The sequence below is a fragment of the Oceanobacillus sp. FSL W7-1304 genome (assembly GCF_037969805.1).
Lineage (GTDB): Bacteria > Bacillota > Bacilli > Bacillales > Amphibacillaceae > Oceanobacillus > Oceanobacillus profundus.
In genome coordinates, this window is sequence record NZ_CP150211.1 from 1,361,237 (window position 1) to 1,383,434 (window position 22,198).

Consider the following 22,198-nt stretch of genomic DNA (forward strand, 5'->3'; position numbering starts at 1 on the left):
TACATTCCGGCCCTACTTTTCTTTCTTCCCTAATACAAGCGCCTTTTTTAAATCCTTCAATGAACCAGATCTTCCATACATCAGCACGCCGCCACTATAGACCTTCGCACCGATATACGCAAGAACGGCAATCGTTCCAACCATAATTCCCAGTGATAATGCAACTTCCCAAATTGGAATATCAAGCATTCCAACTCGCAAAAACATAATCATCGGTGTAAAGAATGGAATATAAGAGGTTACTGTTACAAACGTTGACTCAGGTGCCCCTAGGCCAAAAATAGCGATCATGAAGGCAATTACAATTAACATCATCATCGGCGTCGTTAATTGGCCCACATCTTCAATTCGACTTACAAGTGAACCAAGCATTGCTGCTAATGTTGCATAAAGTAAATAACCTAGAATAAAGAACACAATTGCGTAAACAAAAATCATTGGCGATGTATCCTGAACACCAAATAACTCGAAGACTCCCCCGACTAACTCTTCCTGTTTCGAACGAATTAGCGTATAACCAACTATAATAAATAATCCAATTTGCGTCAGTCCAACTAATGCAATACCAATTATTTTTGCAAACATATGTGTAATTGGAGGTGCACTCGATATCAGTATCTCCATAACCCTTGATGATTTCTCTGTAGCGACATCCGTTGCAATCATCTGACCGTACATCATAACAGTCATATAAAGTACAAACAGCATGACATAGACAATACCTCGCGCTTGATTGAGTTCTTCCTCTGTTTTTGCTGATTCATCAAGCGCAACTGCTTCAAATGCAATTGGTGCATAAATTTCCGCAATCTTCGCTTCGTCAATACCAGAGGCTTGTGTTGCAATGGCAATCTTTAATTGTTGTAAATGCTGTTCAATAATCATTTGATTTCCAGACTCTGTAATAGTACTCGCAAAATACGTTGCATCAAAAATTTGTTCTTCGTTTTCCGTCAGTTCCACAACTGCATCATATTGACCATCTTGTACAGCCACTTTCGCTTCGTTAACCGTACCATCAAATGGAACTAATTCAATGTCCTCTTCTGCTACAGCAAGGCTTTGTTGCAATGCTTCTGTATAGACACCTGATTCATCCACAACCACAATTTCACCCGATTCCTCTCCAGCGAACATGTCAATAATGGTTTGGAAATTAGCAAGACCCGCGATAATTAACAAAGTAATGAGCGTACTGAAAATAAATGACTTTGTCTTAACCTTCGTAATGTATGTATGGGATAAAACAGTCCAGAATTTATTCATATGCTTCACCTACTTTCGCAATGAAAATATCATTAAGCGATGGTTCTTCAAGATCAAATTTACGAACAAAACCTTTTCCCTGGATTGCGGAAAGAATGTCTTGGGATACTTGCTCATTATCTATTTGCAGCTTACAGCCTTGAGCACCTTTTTGATATCCAGATACACCTTGGAAATTTTTTAAAAAACCAAAGTCGATATCTCCATGAATAATCAAGTTCTTTTTTCCATAGGAGCGTTTGATGTCTTTTAATGATCCATGCACAACTGGTGTACCTTTTCGTAAAATGCACAAATTCTCACATAGCTGCTCCACATGATGCATTTGGTGGGATGAAAAAACAATCGAAGTTCCTTGATCTTTCAGGTCAATTACTGCCTCCTTCATCATTTCAACATTAACAGGATCCAGCCCTGAAAATGGTTCATCTAAAATAAGTAATTTGGGCTTGTGAATGACAGCTGAGATAAATTGAATCTTTTGCTGATTCCCTTTAGATAGCTCTTCAACTTTTTTTGTCATGTATTCAGGTACTTTAAATCTTTCCAGCCAGTATTCGAGCTCTGTAAGAATTGCTTGCTTCTTCATTCCTCTTAACTTTCCTAAGTAAATCAACTGTTCTTTCACGGTTAGTTTTGGATAAAGTCCCCTTTCTTCTGGGAGATAACCAATCAAATGACTATTATCGTAATCGATTGGCTTACCATTCCAAGAAATTTCCCCTTCCGAGCTATCCAATAGCCCAAGAATCATCCTGAAAGTAGTTGTCTTACCAGCACCATTACCTCCTAAAAAACCGAACATTTCCTTCTCTGGAATTTCAAGTGAAAGTCGGTCTACTGCCGTATGTCCTTGAAAACGTTTTGTGACGTCTTTTAATACCAATGTCAAAAAAAACTCCCCCTTCTCTCGTATTCATACGATTCTTTATAAGATTTGATTCATTTTTATTCGTGCTTTGTTGAAAAAAAGAAATTTGTAATAATTGCAGTTACATTATGCAGAGCATAGAGTGCGGTTAGTAAAAAAAAGCTGAAGCCAATGCCATCAAATATGATGACAACAAACCAGGCTATTAGGTATACTACGATCATTGCATCCCAGGATCTTGCCTTTGAGCGGTTATTTGTCTGCTGATAGCGCTCATCAAATAAATGCTTCTTTCGACCAATGCGCCGATTAATGAAAAATATAATAATTGATACGATTACGGCAGCAATTAAACCCCAAATACCGGATGGGTTTGCTAAAAAGTCCTCACTCAATGTTCTCATCCCCTTCAAAAATAAATAATTCCTCAATTGTGCAGTCAAACGTTTGAGCTAGCTTATGTGCTAATATTAATGATGGCTTATACTTGCCTTTTTCCAAGGATATAATCGTCTGTCTAGAAACCTTTAATTTCTGTGATAATTCTTCTTGTGTAATATCCAGCTCTTTGCGTTTTTCCTTTATAAGTGTTTTCATGCTATCTCCTATTTTTTAGTAAAGTGAACTTTACGTACAGTTTACTTTACACTACCATTAATGTCAACCATACTTTACACCCTTTTCCTTTCACTTGTATTAAAATTTAGATTATAATGAATATACAGCTGACTTATTATAGTGGTAAACAGGAGCCGGGATTAGCGGAGCGAGGATAAGCTCTAACCATAATTGCACATTATGTCTCAGTTCCTTTCAAATGCGACAAATACAGGCAACTGCATGCTCGAAATGTGTCTAGCTATATATCTGGTACAAAGAGACAAAACAATTAACAATATCAACGCAAGCAATAATTTCTAGAAAGTTAAGTATATAGATTACATAAATATTAGGAGGAGTTTTTTATGAGAAACTATGCTTTAACAGTATTTGACCCAAGGGGTGAGAAACTGCTGGATGAATCATTTACTGCTGCAAATGATGCAGAAGCTAAAGAGGTAGGACAGGCACGATTGGATAAAGAAGGATACAGCGAACATACACATCGCTGCGTAAGCCCGGAAGCAAAGCTTGTCTTATTTCACAGGTAATTCACCATTCTCTTAAATAAGGAAAAAACTTCTTTGCGTACTTTCAAATAAGAATATTTAATCAAAAAATCCGCAGATATTAACTGCGGATTTTTTATGTATTTTCTTAGTTTGTTTCATCTGTAGTACCGTATAGTTCTTCTAACGGCTTCGTAATAATACGACTAATATCATTGATTGCAAGATTTAAACGTTGTTCTTCTTCCATCAATTTAGAGATATCCTGATGTTCTTGCACAGCCTCAACGACCGCTCGCGCTTTTTCTAGTTCTTCTTCTGTAATATCCAAACCTTGCATTTGCTTTTCTTGTAAATTCATTTGTGTATCACGGAAATCCTCGAACATTTGCTTTGCACTCGGATTATTCATTACCGTTTCATAAGCTAATTTCAAACTTTTAAATTCTTCGCTTTCACGAATAGCTTTTTCCAATTCATATGCGCTATCATAAATATTAGGCATGATGTTCCTCCTTTAGTATCAATACTAACGTTACTATAACAGAGCTTTTATCCTGTGTATACCCTCAACGAAAAAACCCTATTTTTGAAAAAATATTTTTACACTTGTATTTGACTGCTATAATTAAACAATAGAATAAGGAAAAAGGAGATTTCAAGATGTATAAAATGCTAAAAAATTTTTTCCCTACTTTTTTAATTTATGATGAAAATATATCTGAAATACCCGATGACTATCAATGGTTCGTTACAGATACAAATGCAATTATCGGCATAGCTAAAAGCGATTTGAGCGCAAAGGATGCTGCCATGCTTTCAACATTTTTAACACCATACCAGCTTACGATACCAAAACCGACTGATTTAGAAAAATTATGGAAAAATCGAATTCATCATTCTAGTTCTATGCCAGAGACATCACATGAAAAATTTCGCTTTGTTTATTTTTCTTTTCCTAAAAATCAAATAGAGCCTAACATTTTTAGAACTGCAATGTATGAATTTTTCTCTAATCCAATACCTATTTTATGGGAAAATGAACAGGAAGGAATTCTTATTGAACAACAGGGAGTACAGCTAGAAGATTCGCTCACGTATGACCAAATTGTTGATACACTGATGAGTGATCTTTATGTGAAAACGAAGTTCTTTATTGGTCCTTATTTATTGGACTTCAAAGATCTCTCTAATCAGTATTTATCTTTCATACAATTAGCAAAAATATCAGCTAGCTATTCCGATAATCCTGTTATTACATATGTGGATGCCATTCCCTTCCGACTTGTAAATCAAATACCCTTTGAGCAACGAAACCAAATTAGCAATTTGGTACTCAAGGAGTTTAAGAACGATGAGGAAATGCTTCAAACCATTTGGACGTTTATCCAATGCAATCTTAATATTTCACTCACTGCAAAAAAACTCTACATGCATCGGAATAGTCTACAATATCGCATTGATAAATTTTTCGAAAAAACTGGGATTGATGTTCGGCAGTTTAACCAAGCTTTAACCGTATACATAGCACTGCTAGCAACCATGCACAAAGAGCCTGTCTAAATTTGTGCACATTTCCCATTATGTAAAGCGCTTTCTTTCTATACAATGAATATATAAAACGTTTACATTTTGGAGGGGTAATAATGGCTGAATTACGCTTAGATCATATTCAAAAAACGTATGATAAAAATGTGGTTGCTGTATCAGACTTTAATCTACATATTAAGGACAAAGAATTTATTGTCTTTGTTGGACCATCTGGGTGTGGGAAATCAACGACTCTAAGAATGGTGGCTGGTTTAGAGGAAATCACAGGTGGCGAGCTCTATATTGATGACAAAAAAATGAATGATGTCGCACCAAAAGATCGCGATATTGCGATGGTATTCCAAAACTATGCATTATATCCACATATGAATGTGTATGATAATATGGCTTTTGGTTTAAAGCTTCGTAAATTTAAGAAAGACGAAATCGACCAGCGTGTTCAGAATGCAGCAAAGATTTTAGGGTTAGAGGCATATTTAGACCGCAAGCCGAAAGCACTCTCAGGTGGACAACGTCAGCGTGTAGCACTTGGACGTGCAATTGTAAGGGATGCAAAAGTTTTCTTAATGGATGAACCTTTGTCTAACTTAGATGCCAAACTGCGTGTACAGATGCGTGCAGAAATTCAAAAATTGCATCAACGTTTGCAGACAACAACGATTTACGTAACCCATGATCAGACCGAAGCAATGACAATGGCAACTCGCCTCGTTGTAATGAAAGATGGAGTTATTCAACAGGTCGGAGCGCCTAAAGAGGTTTATGATCATCCTGAAAATGTATTCGTCGGTGGTTTTATTGGATCACCCTCAATGAACTTCTTCCTAGGTAAACTAACAGAGGGCTATTTCGAAGCTGATGGTATAAAACTGAAAGTTCCAGAAGGCAAAATGAAGCTTCTTCGAGAGCAAAATTACGTTAATAAAGAAGTTATTTTAGGTATTCGACCAGAAGACATCCATGATGAGCTACTAATCGTTGAAGCTTCACCGGAATCCAAAATTGACGCACATATTGAAGTTGCTGAATTAATGGGAGCCGAGTCCATCTTATATTCTAAATTAGGCACACAGGATTTTGTAGCACGAGTTGATTCTCGCTCTGACGTTAAAGGCGGTGACAATTTAGAACTTGCTTTTGATATGAATAAAGTGCATTTCTTTGATAAAGAAACGGAAGAACGGATACGCTAAGAATAGAAAAAAATAACTTCATATCATGTTAAAGAGGAAAGTCCCGAAAGACTTTCCTCTATCCATATTTATGAAATTTATTTCCCGTGTAATTGTTGTTGTGCAGTTTGCACTAGACGTTTTGTAATTTCTCCACCTACAGAACCATTCGCACGTGATGTTGAGTCTGGTCCTAAGTTAACACCAAATTCTTGAGCAATTTCATATTTCATTTGATCAAGAGCTTGTTGTACTCCAGGGACAACTAATTGATTTGAACTGTTGTTAGCCATGTTTATCACCTCCTGTAATTCTATTGTTTGCACTATCAAAAAACTTATAAGTTTTATTTACTGGTAAATTGTAGGATTCCTTCCAGTTAAACAAAAAAACGCACTGCATCAAATTGCAGCACGCTTTTTTGCTTCGTCTATTTTGGAGATGTCATTTCTTTCGCGTTCACATACTTATCAAATTCTTCTTCTGTCAGTAAGCCTAGTTCAACTGCAGTAGCTTTTAGCGTTGAATTATCATTGAATGCTTTTTTAGCAATTTTAGCAGCATTTTCATAGCCAATATGAGGATTCAGTGCTGTAACGAGCATTAAGGAATCATTAAGGTATTTCTCAATTTGTTCATGGTTCGGTTCAATTCCAACCGCACAGCGCTCATCGAATGAAATAATACTATCCGCTAATAATTGACTGGATTGTAAAAAGTTATATGCAATCACTGGTTTAAATACATTGAGTTCGAAATTACCTTGACTTGCTGCAAAACCAATTGCTGCATCATTCCCCATAACTTGCGCAACAACCATTGTAACAGCTTCACTCTGAGTCGGATTTACTTTACCCGGCATAATTGAACTTCCAGGCTCATTCGCAGGTATTATAATTTCTCCAATCCCACAACGCGGACCACTAGCTAACCATCGTACATCATTTGCAATCTTCATCATATCTGCAGCTAATGCTTTAAGTGCTCCATGTGCATAAACCGTTTCATCATGACTTGTTAATGCGTGAAATTTATTCGGTGCAGAAACAAATTTTTTCCCGGTATACGAACTGATTGCCTCACAAACGCGTTCTGAGAACTCTGGATGTGCATTCAGCCCCGTACCAACCGCAGTACCACCAATAGCTAATTCTCTTAGATAATCTGTACTTTCCGTAATCATTTTTTCCGATTTTTCAAGCATGCGATGCCAGCCACTAATCTCCTGCCCAAGTGATAATGGTGTTGCATCTTGTAAATGCGTTCGTCCAATTTTCACGATATCGGAAAAGGCTTCCATTTTTTCTTTCAGCGTCGCTTTTAATTGCTGTACAGCAGGAATAACCGTATCTTCCAGCTTCAATACAGATGCTACGTGCATTGCAGTTGGATATGTATCATTAGAGCTTTGAGATTTATTTACATCATCATTTGGATGAAGTCTTAGCTCGCTTCCTTTTCCTTCAAGCCATTTATTCCCGACAAATGCTAGAACTTCATTTACGTTCATATTGGATTGTGTACCACTTCCCGTTTGCCATACAACTAATGGAAAATGTTCATTCAATTCATCAGCTAATACAAGGTCAGCAGCATACGAAATTGCTTCTGCCTTCTGACTTTCCAACAAGCCTAAATCACTGTTTGCTTTTGCCGCACTTTTCTTTAGAATTGCAAACGCTTTAATAATTTCAGCAGGCATAGTCTCAGAACCAATTGGAAAGTTTTCCTTGCTTCGCTGTGTTTGCGCTCCCCAATATTTATCTGCTGGTACATGTATTTCCCCTATTGTATCTCTTTCCACACGGTAATCCATTCTAATTCCTCCCTATAATATGTATTACTCAAACCCTCTTCTATTGTAACAAATTTTTGAAATAAATTAATAGTTATCGACTTATTTTTTTAGTGCAAGTAACGACTTATCAGTTAAACACCCCTCTCTCAATAACTGAGAAAGGGGTGTATGCTTCATTATATACTCATAATGCCGCCTTTAGATGCATTTGTTACAAGCTTGGAATACCTTGCTAACCATCCAGTTTTAATTTTTGGCTCAAATGGTTTTAAGTCTTTACGTCGTTCTGTTAATTCTTCGGCCGAAACTATTACATTCATTGTCCGGCTTGGTAAATCAATTTCGATTATATCACCATTTTCAACCAAAGCAATTGGACCGCCTTCAGCTGCTTCTGGAGAAATATGACCAATTGAAATACCACGAGATGCACCACTAAAGCGACCATCTGTAATGAGTGCAACTTTAGTTCCTAGTCCACGACCCATAATAGCTGACGTTGGCGCAAGCATTTCTGGCATGCCTGGTCCACCTTTTGGTCCTTCATAGCGGATGACTACAACATGACCTGCTTGTACTGTCCCATTATCAATCGCTTCTTGGGCTTCGTCTTGTGAATTAAAGACAATTGCTTCACCAGTAAATGTTTTGATTGACGGATCAACTGCACCTACTTTAATCACGGAACCTTCTGGAGCAATATTTCCATACAATACAGATAAACCTCCAACTGGACTATAAGGATTGTCTTTCGTACGAATCACTTCTGGATTAGTAATGTGATGGTCCTTTACAAGCTCACCCATTGTTTTACCGCTAACGGTAATTCTTTCCGGATGAATTGCCCCAGGGATTTTTGTTAGTTCATTAATAATTGCTTCTACTCCACCAGCTTTATTGATATCATCCATTGAAAGATCTGATGCCGGCATAATTTTTGCTAAGTACGGGACTCTTTCTGCAACTTTATTTATAACTTCTAAGTCGTACTCAATTCCAGCTTCATGCGCAATCGCCAATGTATGTAGTACGGTATTTGTTGACCCACCCATTGCCATATCAAGTGCAAAAGCGTCATCGATCGCTTCTTTTGTGATGATATCACGCGGCTTAACATCTTCTTTAATCATACGAACTAATTGTTTGGCCGCTTCGCGTACTAATTCTTTACGCCTTTCACTTGTAGCAACGATTGTACCATTACCAGGAAGTGCAACTCCCAGCATTTCCATTAAGCAGTTCATTGAATTTGCTGTAAACATACCTGAACATGAACCACATGTTGGACATGCATTCATTTCAATATCTAACAGCTCTTCTGAAGACATTTGTCCGGATTTGTGGGCACCAACACCTTCAAATACAGATGTTAAAGAAATTTGTTTTCCTGTTGCACTTACACCAGCTTCCATCGGTCCGCCTGATACAAAAACAGAAGGAACGTTCGTACGAGCAGCAGCCATCAGCATACCCGGTGTAATTTTGTCACAGTTTGGAATATAAAATACCCCATCAAACCAGTGTGCATTTATTACCGTTTCGGCAGAGTCTGCAATAAGTTCACGACTTGGTAAAGAATAACGCATTCCAATATGTCCCATTGCAATTCCGTCGTCTACTCCAATTGTATTAAACTCAAACGGAATACCACCTGCTTCAATAATCGCTTCTTTTACAACATCTGCAAACTCTCGTAAATGAACATGACCAGGAATAATATCAATGTACGAGTTACAAACACCAATAAAAGGTTTCTCAAAATCTTTAGGTTTTACTTTTCCTGTTGCATATAAAAGACTGCGGTGTGGAGCACGATCGACTCCAATTTTAATCATATCGCTTCTCATCTGAACAACACATCCATAATTTCAAATTTTAAATCTATTTTAAATCCTAAGTTGTCTGCTGTCAATATAGTTGTACGACAAGTTAAATAAAACTCTTCCTGTGACATTTCACCGGACTTTCTGAACTTCTCCTAATAAACTGTTATTCAATTCTTAAGTCTTTCATCGCGTGTAAAATGTGAATTTTCATTGCACTTCTGGCTCCCTCAGGATTACGGGCTTTCATAAATTCCATAATCAGCTTATGATCATTCAACGTATCTTTTACGACTTGCTCATTTTTTTGGGACAATTGGACTCCTTTATCAATTGCCTGAAAAACAACTGGCATAAGCTTGTCGATAAATTCATTATGAGTAGCCTTGGCTATCGATTTATGAAATTTCTGTTCAACATCTGTCCGATCCTCACCCTGGTCAATTTTTTGTTCAATCTGATTTCCATACTCTAATATGCGACTTAGCTCAGCATCACTCGCTCGTAACGTCGCATAATAGGCTGCTTCCGGCTCAAAAATCAGACGCATTTCATACAGGTCTTTCGCATTTATTCTTGCATGGGAAAGACCATTCAATGATTGCATGGTATCATGTAAATCAACTTCCTTTTTCACAAATGTACCTTTGCCTCGTTTAATTTCCAATACTCCATTTGTTACTAATATTCGAATCGCTTCACGCAATGTCGTTCTGCTAATCTGAAGTTCCTCTGATAACTCAATTTCGTTCGGCAGTTTATCACCTGGTAAAAATCTTTCTTCGATCGTAATCATTGATAAAATATCTTCTGCTATATTATCGGAAAGCCGCTTCATTTGTTTCATCTATCCTATCATCCTTATTTTTTTATAGTATAGCACACCATGTACACTGCATTATTAATCATTTAGAATACTAAACATGAACATAAACACTGGAAAAAATATGTAATGACACAAAATTGTACTACTCTACAGACCACCAACTACTGATATTTCGATATAATACGTTACATAGCTTTAATTTAAGGAAGACTTCATACTTTTCACTGTCCTAAAGGTTTTCCAAATACTTCAAGAAGGAGGATGTCGCTATGCCAAATACATGGACACATATTTTATTTTGCGAAGATGTGATTGATTCCGTCAAACAGCCTTATCCATTTTCACAATATGAACCTTATATGAAACTAGGCGCGCAAGGACCAGATCCATTTTTCTATTATAACTTCTGGCCATGGATAAAGGATGAACCTGTCCATGAAGTCGGTATGACACTTCATACGGAACGCTGTGGCGATTTCCTAATGGATTTGATTCGAAAAGCGAAGGGCCAATGTAGCGAGGTAAAAGCCTATGTTACCGGATTTATCACCCACCATATCCTTGATCGTAATACGCATCCATATATTCATTATCGCGCTGGCTATGAGGGAAGTAATCATCAAAAGCTGGAAATTATTATTGATACGTTAATGATGGAAAAATACCATAAATTAAAAACGTGGAAAACGCCTGTATATAAGGAAATTGATGTTGGCAGAACACTAAATCTCGAAGTACGAGAATTGCTTCACGAAACAATAAAGAAACACTATCCAGAATTAAATCGAGATACATCTGAATATATTCAAAAAGCATACCGAGATATGCTGCTTGCATTGAAGATACTTATGGATCCTTATGGTTGGAAAAACTTCATGCTACGCTCATTGATTTCATCCTATTCACATCAACCAGTAAAAACAAATGTTGATTACTTGAATTTAAATCATACAACCTGGTATCACCCTGCAACAAATGAAGCCTCAAACCATAGCTTTATTGAGCTATACGATAAAGCGCGAGTAGAAGGCATTGAAATTTTGTCACAGCTTCAAAACTATTGGGAAAACAGTGCCAACTCATCCGAACAACGATTAAGCGAACTTATTGATAATATTTCATATGATACTGGTAAGCCGTTAAAACTCGGCCTTAAAAATAAATATAGTGATCCAATTGTTTAGACATTAGTATATAGTTTTTACACGATTAAAATAAATTCCTCGAGTAAAATATACTCAGAGGGTCTATATAGATAGCTCGGGATAGACAATAACTTGTATATCCCGAGCCTAATTTTTGTCAGCACTACTAGCAAACAATTTTTGATGACATGATGCTATTTCGGTTTTACCTCTACTACACCTTTAGGGTTTGTCAGTCGTTCCGCATCTTGCATTCCTTTTTCAACATCAACAAATCTCAGGATAATAATACCTGCAATAAAGAATACGATAAGTGAAACAATTCCAAGTCTACTGCTTCCTGTTACTTGACCTACAAAGGCAAACATAAATGGTCCAATCACAGCTGCGAATTTAGAGGATATTCCATAGAATCCAAAGAATTCCGCATGTTTATTTGCTGGAACCATCCGACCGAAAATGGAGCGGCTTAGGGATTGTGCTCCCCCTTGGACCATTCCAACTACAATAGCCAAAATATAAAAATGCAATGCAGAGGTCATAAAGTATCCAATTATGACAATACCAAGATAAACGAATAACGTAATATTTAATGCTTTTTTAGCTGTAATGACTGAAGCTAGCCACCCAAAGAAAAATGTAAAAGGAATTCCGACAAATTGTGTAATTAATAGGGCGACAATTAAATCATTCTGCGCTATCCCAATTTCACTGCCATAAACAGTAGCCATCCGAATAATCGTTGATATTCCATCATTATAAAGCCAGAAAGCCAGCAAGAAAATAAGCAGCTGTTTATATTGCTTCATTTCTTTAAATGTATTTCCTACTCGGGAAAAACCAATAGCAACATATGACCTATCACGTTTTACTTCAACTTTCTTTTCTTCTTTTATGTTTTTAATGAGTGGGATGGAGAAGATTAACCACCAAATCCCAACGGTGACAAAAGCAACTCGAGTAGACATCTCCGTATCTGGTAGCCCGAACCAGCCGGGATTTAAAATCATTAAAACATTAATCGCTAACAATATTCCTCCGCCTATGTATCCATAGGCAAAACCACCAGATGAAACACGATCAATTTCGTCTTTCGTGGCGACTTCTGGAAGAAATCCATCATAGAACACGTTCGCACCAGAAAAACCGATGGAACCAACTATAAATAGTACGGAGGCTAATATATAATCCCCTTCACCAACAAAAAACAGTAAAATACTTGCTATGATACCCATAAATGCAAAAAACTGAAGAAATTTTTTCTTGGCTGCAGAGAAATCACTAATGGCACCTAAAATTGGCGCAAGCACAGCCACGATTAAAACAGAAATGGACTGCGAATAGCCCCAATAGCTTGTAGCCAATCCTTCCTCTAAACCAGAGGCCGCTACACTAGAATAATAAACAGGAAGTACCGCCGCCATTATCGTTGTTGCAAATGCTGAATTACCAAAGTCATATAACATCCAGCTGCGTTGTATTTTCTTTTTATTTTCCATCAATTTTCACCCCTTTTTTTAGCATACCAAACTTTTCCTGTTTGGAAATAACAACATTGTAAAATTTACAAAAATAATATATGTAGGAATAAAGTAAAGGCTCCCAAAACTAGGTTAGCCAAAGCTTTAGAAGAATTTTTATAATGAAGCAGCAAGAAAAAGCCTCACCATAACGGTAAGACTTGGTATTGTTACTCCCATATAAAGTGTCTGTATGATTCACTTGCTTTAAGAAATTCCTCTTTATTACCTTTCTCAATGGAGCTATTGATGTCTTCTTCTAATCGATTTTTATTCCAGTTAAAACAAAGCTCATCCAAAATCAATCGGGAAAAGAGTCTTAATTCATAAGGTATTTCTCTTTTTGCTTGTAGCTTTTCACCTTCATAGCGATAAAATCGATATACTATTTTTTCCTTCTTCATGGAACATGCCCCCTTTGTTCCCTTTTTATTATTATCCTAAATTTTTAGAATAATTTCAACTAAAAACAACTTTTTTAGGCGATTTGGTACAAAAACTTAAATGCTGTTGTAACCTAGTTGCGACTAAATCTTAGCTAAAACCTAATGTCGGCATAAGGAATATGTTACCTTAACATTTCCTACATAAGCTAAGCATGTTCACCTGGTCAAATCATCCCACAATACAGACGCATAATCGGACATCGCATTTTGTATTCTGTAAGGACACTTCCACTTTCGTTTCTAATTTTTCCCTCTGTAAACATCCTTCACACCCTTCAATACATATAACCAGGGTCTTGAATGTTTCTCTAGACCCACCATGTCTTGCTCTGATAGACTGTTAAAGCTATATAAAAATGGAAACAATTAAATGTGGAGGCATTTAGGATGAATCATTCAGAAAACCTGAAAATGGGAGAAAAAGGCGCATGGCTAAGCATTTTTGCGTATATTACGCTTGCCATTATTAAATTATATATCGCTACAATTGGTGACTCTGCTGCCCTTTATGCAGATGGATTAAATAATATTACGGATGTAATTGCTTCTGTTGCTGTGTTAATCGGCCTAAAAATATCAAGAAAGCCGCCAGATAAGGATCATCGCTATGGACATTACCGGGCTGAAACCGTTGCAGCATTATTTGCAGCTTTTATCATGATGTTTATTGGCGTACAAGTGATATACGATACATTGAAAAGTATGGCTGCCGCTGAAGCTTCACAGCCAAGCATGTTAACAGCATGGACCGCTTTAGGTTCTGCAGTTGTTATGTTATTTGTATATCGCTATAATGCTAAACTTGCTAAAAGAATTGAGAGCAGCTCATTAAACGCTGCTGCACAGGATAATCGTTCAGATGCGCTTGTAAGTATTGGGGCATTTATCGGTATTTTCGGGGCACAGTTTGGGCTTTTCTGGCTCGATCCATTAGCTGGAATGGTCGTCGGAATTATTATTTGTAAAACAGCATGGGATATCTTTAAAGATGCCACACACACACTAACAGATGGATTCGATGAAGAACAGCTGGAAATGATTAAGAAAAGCATTATCAAAGTACCTGAGGTTATAGAAGTCGTTGATGTCAAAGGGAGAGTCCATGGTAATCAAGCATTAATTGAGATCACCATTTTAGTTGACCCAACTTTGAATGTAGCAGAAAGTCACCGCATTACGGAAAGAATTGAAGACTATTTATTTAAAAAGCATCGCATCACACATGCGCATATCCATATTGAACCATATGGAGGAAAATAGGCTTTAGCAAATCATCGCTAAGCCTATCTTTTGATTGTTGATCAGGAGCTTTTTTAAAATGATAATAAAAAAACAGTAAGAATTGCTCCTAAGACAACTAAAATAATATTTAATCCAAAGTATGCCAGAACAACTGCCACAAGTCCACCTATCATTCCATGATGAGGCTCTTCTGGTTTAACAGACATAATACCAGGAAAAATTAAAGCTCCTAGTGCTGCATATGGTATTGCACTCAACCACTTATTAATCCAAGGACGAAACTGCATTTTTTCAATGATAACAGCAGGAATAACCCTTGGCAGCATTGTGGCTAATGACATCCCAATAATCATCAAAATAATCATGTGCGTTCCTCCCCTAGGAAATAAATGCCGCTAAACCCACCAATAATCGTTCCAGCAACGATTGCCCAACCAGTACTCATCCCCAGCTGAACAAATCCTGCGTTGACTAGCATTGCTACAATTGCAATCGCAGCTATTCTTGTTTCCTGTTTAATGGATGGAATGAGCAGTCCAATAAACATGGCATACAATGCGATCCCCATACTTTGACTAAGTTTTTGGGGTATGATATCTCCAAGCATACCACCAAGCAGAGAACCTAAAACCCATGATAAATATGCGCTAGCAAGAATCGTGCCATAGAATAAAGCACCCTTTTTCATGCTTGCTTCTTTCGAATTCATTGCAGAGACTGCAAACGATTCATCGGTCAATCCGAAAGCTAATGGAATTTTCCATTTTAGTTTAATTTTTTTGAGCTGATTCATAAAAGATAGACTCATAACAAAATGCCGGAAATTCAGGACAAAGGTTGCAATAATAATTTCCAATGCTCCTGTTCCAACCGCAAACATATTCACTGCCATAAACTGACTGGCACCTGCATAGACCAAAGCACTCATCAATGTTAATTCTGTTAATGACATCCCTGCTTGCTTGGCTAGAACTCCATATGTAATCGCAACTGGCAAATAACCAAGAATTATTGGAAACCCTGTTGCAAACCCTTTTCGAATCATATGTATAGAAGTATACGAATGTTGTTCTTCTTTTAACACAATGTCTCACAAGCCTCCTCAAGTAAAATAAAACTTCCTCTTTTAGCAGTACTCTATTGCTAGTTGATAAAACATAATAAAGCTAAGGCAGAATATAGTGTCTTCCTCCCCTTTCTCTTGTTTTTGCTCTCGATCTTCGTGGTGATGGGAATTACAGCCTGGTAACGCATATAAAATTCTTTATAGTATAACTGAATATTTCCTAAAATGGAAGGATTCTATCTTATAGGAGGTGTTGACAAATGAAGATTGGAGCATGTATAGTCAATATTACATAATTGAATTACGCAATTTATCCTAGGGATTCGAAGTAGATTATTTTTTAGCAAAGAATAGAGACAAAGCGGGTGGTGCAAGCTTTGGCGGAAAATAGTTGAATTACAAATCCTGTCTAGATATGTGCTGAATGTTAGCATGAACTATTCAAAGGATTGCATACAATGAGCGGGTGAATTGTATTTCACCAATCAGGGTGGTAACGCGGAGTATAGCTTCGTCCCTTTTTTAGGGGACGGAGCTTTTTTGTATTTGGTAACAGCCACAGACCAAGTTTTTTAATATCTTCAAAAGGAGTAAACATCATGATTCCAATTAACCCAAAGCATCAACCTTCATTTATCGAAGCAATTTTCTTTTTTTTACTGATTATCGGTTTAATCAGCTACTTTATCATTGGATTAGAAGCTGTGCCACATATACCTATTTTACTCGGGATTTTTATACTTGTTGCATACGGTTTATTTAAACGTATCACTTTTAAAGAACTACAAGATGCCATGATTTCAGGAGCACAATCAGGTATGGGAGCTATTTTCTTATTCTTCCTTATTGGGATTCTAATTAGCAGTTGGATGGTTAGCGGGACCATCCCAGCACTAATCAATGCTGGCTTCACAATCATTGGCGGAACTTGGTTTTATGGGATTGTCTTTGCTGTTACTGCGATTATAGGCGTAACACTAGGTAGTTCCTTAACGACGACTGCAACTGTTGGCGTCGCCTTTATTGGAATGGCAGGTGCAATGGAAGCTTCCTTAGCAATTACAGCAGGTGCAATCGTTTCTGGTGCTTTCTTTGGGGATAAAATGTCGCCGTTATCTGATACAACCAATCTTGCTTCAACTATCGTTGGAGTGGATTTATTTGACCATATAAAGCATATTAGTTTAACAACGATACCAGCTTTTATCATTTCGTTAATTTTATTTGTTTTAATATCGCCAGAACAAAATACGTCTCTACAAAGTATCGTATCCTACCGTGAAGCATTACAAGCTTCTGGATTAATTCATTGGTTATCATGGATTCCATTGATCGTTCTCGTTATTTGCACAATTATTAAAGTCCAAGCTTTTATTGCCTTAACTGTAAGCAGTTTGGTGGCAACATTTATAGCAAGAATAACAAGTGACCATACTTGGTCAGAAATTTGGGCGTATTGGTTTAATGGTTATACTGGGACTACAAATTTTGAACCGGTTAATGAGTTGCTGTCCAAAGGCGGTATAAACAGTATGCTCTTCACGATTTCACTCGTTATTTTAGCTTTAAGCTTTGGTGGCCTATTATTTGTAACAGGGATTATTCCTACGATGCTAGCCACTTTTCAGGAAAAATTACGAAAAGCACGTTCCATTATCGCTGCAACTGCTGCTACAGCAATTGGTGTCAACGTCCTAATTGGCGAACAATATTTATCCATTCTACTTACTGGAGAAACATTTAAAACGGTATATGAAAAAGCTGGTCTAACTAAAAAGGCTCTTTCTAGATCTCTGGAGGATGCAGGAACCGTGATTAATCCACTCGTTCCTTGGAGTGTTTGTGGTGTATTTATTGCAGATGTACTAGATGTACCTGTACTAGATTATTTGCCATTCGCATTTTTCTGCCTGCTCAGCCCTGTTATTACGGTTTTATTCGGAGCAAAAACGGCAACATTGAAAAAATAAGTTACTAATGTGTTTCGATTGAACAAAAGCGCGTGGCGCTGAAGCTGGACATGGCTGTTTCGGTAAATATGTAATCCACAGCATTCAAATTTTTATAGTTACCTATCCTCAAAAAAATAATATGAGGCTTTCCCGATAAGGAAAATCCTCATATTATTTTTGATAACTTTCTTAAGCCTTCAAGCAACCTTGGTGACGGTCTGCAAAAGAGCGATTCTTCTAAAACATGAATATTGTTATTTCGAATTGCTTTCATCTCATTCCAGCCTGGTCGCTTTTTTACTAATTCAGGTCGCATCTTATCTTCTTTTATTCCTACCCAAACCATACAAATATGATCTGGATCTCTTTTTTTTACTTCATCCCAATTTGTTTGATAACTAGCAACATGTTCCGTTGCGAAAATGTTTGCTGCTCCTGCCAATTGACTTATTTCTGTAAGCCAATTTACATATCCCGGAGTAAAAACTGGTTTTGGCCACCATTCCCAATATAAGGTTGGTTTATGTTCTTGTTCGAGTGCCTTTTCTTTATAAGCCTTCACTTCAGCAAGGAATTCGTGAGCTTTCACATCTCCAAGTGATTTAGCATTTAGAGCTTCTCCAACTACTCGAATATCATTTGCTATTTCTTCTAAAGAATTCGGATTCAAAATAATATAAGGGAGCTTTCTAGCATCTAGCTCCTCGATATTCTTTTCCATTCCAGGAACACTTAAAGAAGCTAGTATGAGGTCTGGCTGCAATGCTTCTACTTTGTCCATATCGATGGAAAGATCGGGCCCAACTTTCGGTAAATCCAATACCCTCTTCGGCCAGTCTGAATAATCGTCTACACCAACTAACACATCAAGTTTTCCCAAATATGCTAAAACTTCCGTATTGCTCGGACAGATTGATACAACACGCATAGACAATCGTCTCCCCGTAACGTACTATTATTCCTTGTCTTGATCCGTCGTTAAAAGTGGTCCATCCTTTGTAATTACAATTGTATGCTCATACTGTGCTGAGCGTCCTTTATCAATAGTTCGTGCTGTCCAGTTATTTTCATCCATTTGACTTTCCCAGCTTCCTTCATTAATCATCGGTTCGATTGTGATCACCATACCCTCTTTAAGACGCAATCCTTTATTAGGCAAGCCGAAATGCGGGATATGCGGATCTTCATGAATCGTCGGTCCAATTCCATGCCCAGTGAAATCACGAACAACAGAAAAGCCTTCTCCTTCTGCATAGGTTTGAATAGCATGTCCAATATCTCCAATACGCTTACCTACCTGGGCTTGTTCAAGCCCTTTATACAGAGCTGTTTTCGTGACATCCATGAGGCGTTTTCCTACCCCATCAACTTCTCCAACTGCATACGTCCATGCTGAATCGGCTAGCCCACCGTTAAGATTCACAACCATATCTATTGTAACAATATCACCATCTTGCAATTTTTCTTCTCTCGGGAAGCCATGACATATCTCATCATTAATTGATGCACAAATTGCATACGGATAGCCGTTATATCCTTTCTGCTCAGGTGTCGCTCCCCGCTCAGATAGAAACTTTTCTACAAAATCATTAATCTCCATGGTTGTAACCCCAGGTTTTATCATATCAGCTATCGCTTTATGACACGCAACAAGCACATCACCAGCAGCTTGCATTTGCTCAATCTCACGTTTACTTTTTCGTGTAATCATTGGTCATCTTCCTCTCTTTTATCGTCAACATTACGAACACTTATTGTTAAGTCATTATGGTTAATAACAGGAAATATACAAAATAAATTTTATCATAAAATAAAATTACTTTCAGTAACAGTCTACTATACTATATTATTCAAAACATAAAATTCATGACAAACACTTTCCTTCATTGTAAACCATTATTTGAGACTCCCAAGGCTAAAGCCGCTAGCTCTATACCTAGAGGTTTAACGAGTGGGATTCTTGCATGACTTACCGTTCGCAATCCATTTCTGTTTTGAACAGCCTGCAAGTTAAGGGGCATCTCATTGCCCCGCCCTGTTTCGTTCCACCCATCTTTGATAGGCGTGTACCAAAACAGGCGGTGTCACTATTACCACGACACTAATTCTTTTTAGATTTCTCCTCGGATAGTCCGCTCACTGCTTTCGAAATATTTATGGCGGCATTTATATCTGCATGACTTCGGTAGCCGCACTTCCTACAACAAAAAGCATCTCTGTTCCGGTTTCGCTTGTCAACATGTCCACATTTGCACATTTGGGAGGTGTAGGTTGGATGCACATACTCAACCAAGAGCCCTGCCATTTGTGCCTTGTATGCAATAAACTGTTGCAATTGATAATGGGACCAACGATGCAAATTGCGTCCTGCTTCTTTTGTTGATTTTCTGGAATGCCGGATACCTGTCAAATCTTCCATTCGAATGAGATGAACACCGTTCTCCAATGCGAATTCGACAATTTGACGGCTTATCTTATGGTTTGTTTCCTTCATCCAGTCAGATTCTTTATTTTTCGATTTACGAATAGCTTCAAGCTTCTTCAAGCTGCCTAATTTTCGTCTACGGGAAGCGAAACGTCTTCTTCGATATCCAAGTTCCTTCCCTGGGAAAAAGATAGAAGTCGTCCCAATAGAACAGGTGGCAAGCTGGCGCATTCCGATGTCAATGCCCATGGTTTTGGCTTGAGCTTGATCGGCTTGCTTTTGTTCTACTTCAAAAGAAAAGCTGATTGCGACAAACCACCGCCCTCTTTTTTCAAAAAGCTCTGTAGTGCCTTGTTTAACCTCACTAGACAAAAGTTTGTCAAGCCATGGCTTTTGATGGTCTTTACAGACAACTGGCACACCAATCCGCTTTTCTTGTGTTGGAAAAGAGACTTTATATAATCTGTTTTCTCTCTCAACCTTAAAGTTTTGATTATTGAATCCACACCACATACGGCGAAAAGTTTTCGTTTTCTGTTTTTTCTTTTTCGATTTTACTGTTTGAATCGTTTGATTGACAACAGCTGCAGGAAATGGCTTATCTGAAAAGTGTTTAAATACTTTCGAAGTAGCTGTTTGAAGTCCATCAAAATGCAACAACCAATTTGAAAAAGCGGTATTAATCGCTGTCATTTTTTGGTACATTGCCATTTTCTCTTTTGTCGGTTTTTGTAGCTCCAGCTTAAGTGTGATCGTTTGCACGTTATACACCTCCTGCTTAAATTATATCACGAAAGGGAACGTTTGTGCTGTTTAAGTGTTACTTTTAGATTGGGTTTAAGGGTAAATCTCAAATACTGTAAAGTTTAAAACATGGAATGTATTTGTTTCCAAATAAAAATGCAGCAGGATAACTGCTGCATTTTTATTATGATGACGAAATGCGAAAGCACCTCATCTTATTGTATTCTATTTCTTAGCAGCAGTAGCCACCATAGCCTCCATTGCCCCCGCCTGTATAAGCAGTGCCAATGATTATTAATAAAATAAATAATACGACTAACAAGGCGAAACCGCCAGAGCCGAACTCTTTACCTCCAACATCTTTACTCATTTTTTTCCCTCCCTATTTTCAAGACTACTTTACTTTATGCTGCGTTCATCAAATTGGGAGGGCTATTTACTCATTTTTTTTTCTAAAAATACTTATACATAATCACGCACATGATAAATTTTTCCGTTTTCCACATCATCATCTGTTAAAATATCAACCACTACTCCACCAACTAAATCTGTATCTTTTAGCAAGTTATTATCCTTAAATTCTTTAAACTTTTCCACATCGGCAAATTCATCTTCAGAGCTTGAACGTATTTTCTCTTGCATGTTTGTATCCATAATTCCTGGACTAAACGCGATTATTTTATGACCATTCTCCAATTCTTCCTGTTCCAGTGCAGCAGTTTTCGTATACATGTTCACACTCGCTTTAGTTGAACAGTAAGCACTCCAGCCATAAGATGGCTTTTCAGCTGCACCAGAAGTGATTACAACGCTAATTAACTGAACCCCTTTTTCCGTTGTCTTTTTTAGGAAATAATTTGTTATTGCCATCGGAGCAATCGTATTGAGATTCACATGTTTTGTAAGATCTGTAGTCTTTATATGCATCGATTGAGCAATTGGCTCAACCGTAGCAGCGTTATTTACTAAATAAACCGTTGTCGCTTCCTCCCAGAAAATAACATCGCTAATTTCATCACATACTGAATCCAATGTATTGATATTTGCCAGATCACAAGAGATATGCGTGAATAAATCTCCGTGATTTTCTAACTGATTATTCGTACTACGAGAAAGTCCAATTACATGAATATTTAAATCAATAAACAACTTGGCAATCGATTCTCCAAGCCCTTTCGAGACCCCGGTAACAATGGCATATTTCATTTCCACTCTCTCCTTTTAACGGTTTTTCATATTTTT

General features: G+C 37.4%; 24 protein-coding genes. 6 read left to right on the top strand and 18 right to left on the bottom strand.

The annotated features are described in order from the left end of the window. Positions 1 to 12 precede the first annotated feature (12 nt). Genes NYE61_RS06805 through NYE61_RS06820 form a run of 4 tightly spaced genes read right to left on the bottom strand, consistent with a single transcriptional unit; the run spans position 13 to position 2,734 of the window. Positions 13 to 1,266 (bottom strand): ABC transporter permease, encoded by a 1,254-nt coding sequence (locus NYE61_RS06805; protein ID WP_303448468.1) that lies wholly within the window; start codon positions 1,264 to 1,266, stop codon positions 13 to 15. Beyond that, positions 1,259 to 2,158, bottom strand: coding sequence for an ABC transporter ATP-binding protein (locus NYE61_RS06810; protein ID WP_118888704.1), 900 nt, complete (start codon positions 2,156 to 2,158; stop codon positions 1,259 to 1,261). The genes NYE61_RS06805 and NYE61_RS06810 overlap by 8 nt, the downstream gene beginning before the upstream one ends. Positions 2,159 to 2,214: 56 nt before the next feature. Further along, positions 2,215 to 2,532 carry a DUF3796 domain-containing protein gene (locus NYE61_RS06815; protein ID WP_251660647.1) on the bottom strand — a complete coding sequence of 106 codons (318 nt, stop codon included), beginning with the start codon at positions 2,530 to 2,532 and terminating at the stop codon, positions 2,215 to 2,217. After that, positions 2,525 to 2,734, bottom strand: a complete 210-nt coding sequence (locus tag NYE61_RS06820) for a helix-turn-helix transcriptional regulator (RefSeq protein WP_095309685.1) — start codon at positions 2,732 to 2,734, stop codon at positions 2,525 to 2,527. The genes NYE61_RS06815 and NYE61_RS06820 overlap by 8 nt, the downstream gene beginning before the upstream one ends. 368 nt (positions 2,735 to 3,102) lie before the next feature. Between NYE61_RS06820 and NYE61_RS06825 the strand changes: the two genes are divergently transcribed. Beyond that, complete coding sequence (locus tag NYE61_RS06825; protein ID WP_095309691.1) at positions 3,103 to 3,288, top strand: YhzD family protein; 186 nt, start codon at positions 3,103 to 3,105, stop codon at positions 3,286 to 3,288. Between the two features lie 106 nt (positions 3,289 to 3,394). On the opposite strand, the gene NYE61_RS06830 is transcribed toward NYE61_RS06825, so the two are convergent. Next, the gene (locus NYE61_RS06830) at positions 3,395 to 3,751 is read right to left on the bottom strand and encodes a YlbF family regulator (RefSeq protein ID WP_095309693.1); all 357 of its coding nucleotides are present in this window, start codon (positions 3,749 to 3,751) and stop codon (positions 3,395 to 3,397) included. Between the two features lie 158 nt (positions 3,752 to 3,909). On the opposite strand from NYE61_RS06830, the gene NYE61_RS06835 reads away from it, so the two are divergent. Beyond that, positions 3,910 to 4,809 (top strand): helix-turn-helix domain-containing protein, encoded by a 900-nt coding sequence (locus tag NYE61_RS06835; RefSeq protein ID WP_303448473.1) that lies wholly within the window; start codon positions 3,910 to 3,912, stop codon positions 4,807 to 4,809. 83 nt (positions 4,810 to 4,892) lie between these two features. Next, the gene (gene ugpC, locus NYE61_RS06840) at positions 4,893 to 5,990 is read left to right on the top strand and encodes a sn-glycerol-3-phosphate ABC transporter ATP-binding protein UgpC (protein WP_095309697.1); all 1,098 of its coding nucleotides are present in this window, start codon (positions 4,893 to 4,895) and stop codon (positions 5,988 to 5,990) included. Positions 5,991 to 6,067: 77 nt separating this feature from the next. On the opposite strand, the gene NYE61_RS06845 is transcribed toward ugpC, so the two are convergent. From NYE61_RS06845 to NYE61_RS06860, 4 genes are all read right to left on the bottom strand, one after another. Then, positions 6,068 to 6,262 carry an alpha/beta-type small acid-soluble spore protein gene (locus tag NYE61_RS06845; protein ID WP_095309699.1) on the bottom strand — a complete coding sequence of 65 codons (195 nt, stop codon included), beginning with the start codon at positions 6,260 to 6,262 and terminating at the stop codon, positions 6,068 to 6,070. 137 nt (positions 6,263 to 6,399) lie between these two features. Then, entirely contained in the window at positions 6,400 to 7,785 is a 1,386-nt protein-coding gene (gene fumC / locus NYE61_RS06850; protein WP_303448476.1) for a class II fumarate hydratase, read from the bottom strand. A 158-nt stretch (positions 7,786 to 7,943) separates the two neighbouring features. Continuing rightward, the gene (ilvD, locus tag NYE61_RS06855; RefSeq protein ID WP_251660642.1) at positions 7,944 to 9,614 is read right to left on the bottom strand and encodes a dihydroxy-acid dehydratase; all 1,671 of its coding nucleotides are present in this window, start codon (positions 9,612 to 9,614) and stop codon (positions 7,944 to 7,946) included. 142 nt (positions 9,615 to 9,756) lie between these two features. Next, entirely contained in the window at positions 9,757 to 10,437 is a 681-nt protein-coding gene (locus NYE61_RS06860) for a FadR/GntR family transcriptional regulator (RefSeq protein WP_118888698.1), read from the bottom strand. Between the two features lie 248 nt (positions 10,438 to 10,685). Here NYE61_RS06860 and NYE61_RS06865 point away from each other — a divergent pair, with 248 nt between their 5' ends. Beyond that, a complete protein-coding gene (locus NYE61_RS06865) occupies positions 10,686 to 11,600 on the top strand; it encodes a zinc dependent phospholipase C family protein (RefSeq protein WP_118888697.1) in 915 nt (304 codons plus the stop codon). A 155-nt stretch (positions 11,601 to 11,755) separates the two neighbouring features. On the opposite strand, the gene NYE61_RS06870 is transcribed toward NYE61_RS06865, so the two are convergent. Both NYE61_RS06870 and NYE61_RS06875 read right to left on the bottom strand, forming a co-directional pair. After that, positions 11,756 to 13,060: an MFS transporter gene (locus NYE61_RS06870; protein WP_095309709.1), complete on the bottom strand. Its 1,305-nt coding sequence runs from the start codon at positions 13,058 to 13,060 to the stop codon at positions 11,756 to 11,758. A 191-nt stretch (positions 13,061 to 13,251) separates the two neighbouring features. Further along, on the bottom strand, positions 13,252 to 13,485 hold the full coding sequence (locus NYE61_RS06875) for a hypothetical protein (protein ID WP_118888695.1): 234 nt from the start codon (positions 13,483 to 13,485) through the stop codon (positions 13,252 to 13,254). Between the two features lie 429 nt (positions 13,486 to 13,914). Here NYE61_RS06875 and NYE61_RS06880 point away from each other — a divergent pair, with 429 nt between their 5' ends. Beyond that, entirely contained in the window at positions 13,915 to 14,787 is an 873-nt protein-coding gene (locus NYE61_RS06880) for a cation diffusion facilitator family transporter (RefSeq protein WP_303448481.1), read from the top strand. A gap of 53 nt (positions 14,788 to 14,840) precedes the next feature. On the opposite strand, the gene NYE61_RS06885 is transcribed toward NYE61_RS06880, so the two are convergent. Both NYE61_RS06885 and NYE61_RS06890 read right to left on the bottom strand, forming a co-directional pair. Then, entirely contained in the window at positions 14,841 to 15,134 is a 294-nt protein-coding gene (locus NYE61_RS06885) for an AzlD domain-containing protein (protein WP_118888694.1), read from the bottom strand. Continuing rightward, complete coding sequence (locus NYE61_RS06890) at positions 15,131 to 15,856, bottom strand: AzlC family ABC transporter permease (protein ID WP_303448692.1); 726 nt, start codon at positions 15,854 to 15,856, stop codon at positions 15,131 to 15,133. The genes NYE61_RS06885 and NYE61_RS06890 overlap by 4 nt, the downstream gene beginning before the upstream one ends. 578 nt (positions 15,857 to 16,434) lie before the next feature. Here NYE61_RS06890 and nhaC point away from each other — a divergent pair. Continuing rightward, the gene (gene nhaC, locus NYE61_RS06895; RefSeq protein ID WP_118888693.1) at positions 16,435 to 17,805 is read left to right on the top strand and encodes a Na+/H+ antiporter NhaC; all 1,371 of its coding nucleotides are present in this window, start codon (positions 16,435 to 16,437) and stop codon (positions 17,803 to 17,805) included. 148 nt (positions 17,806 to 17,953) lie between these two features. Here the strand turns inward: nhaC and NYE61_RS06900 are convergent, their stop codons facing one another. From NYE61_RS06900 to NYE61_RS06920, 5 genes are all read right to left on the bottom strand, one after another. Continuing rightward, positions 17,954 to 18,715 carry a cobalamin-binding protein gene (locus NYE61_RS06900; protein ID WP_303448484.1) on the bottom strand — a complete coding sequence of 254 codons (762 nt, stop codon included), beginning with the start codon at positions 18,713 to 18,715 and terminating at the stop codon, positions 17,954 to 17,956. A 27-nt stretch (positions 18,716 to 18,742) separates the two neighbouring features. Beyond that, positions 18,743 to 19,498, bottom strand: a complete 756-nt coding sequence (gene map / locus NYE61_RS06905) for a type I methionyl aminopeptidase (RefSeq protein ID WP_118888691.1) — start codon at positions 19,496 to 19,498, stop codon at positions 18,743 to 18,745. Positions 19,499 to 19,888: 390 nt separating this feature from the next. Further along, positions 19,889 to 20,974: a transposase gene (locus tag NYE61_RS06910; RefSeq protein WP_303448488.1), complete on the bottom strand. Its 1,086-nt coding sequence runs from the start codon at positions 20,972 to 20,974 to the stop codon at positions 19,889 to 19,891. A 214-nt stretch (positions 20,975 to 21,188) separates the two neighbouring features. Next, on the bottom strand, positions 21,189 to 21,326 hold the full coding sequence (locus tag NYE61_RS06915; protein WP_095309724.1) for a YjcZ family sporulation protein: 138 nt from the start codon (positions 21,324 to 21,326) through the stop codon (positions 21,189 to 21,191). A gap of 92 nt (positions 21,327 to 21,418) precedes the next feature. Continuing rightward, a complete protein-coding gene (locus tag NYE61_RS06920) occupies positions 21,419 to 22,162 on the bottom strand; it encodes a (S)-benzoin forming benzil reductase (protein ID WP_303448491.1) in 744 nt (247 codons plus the stop codon). Positions 22,163 to 22,198: the final 36 nt, after the last annotated feature.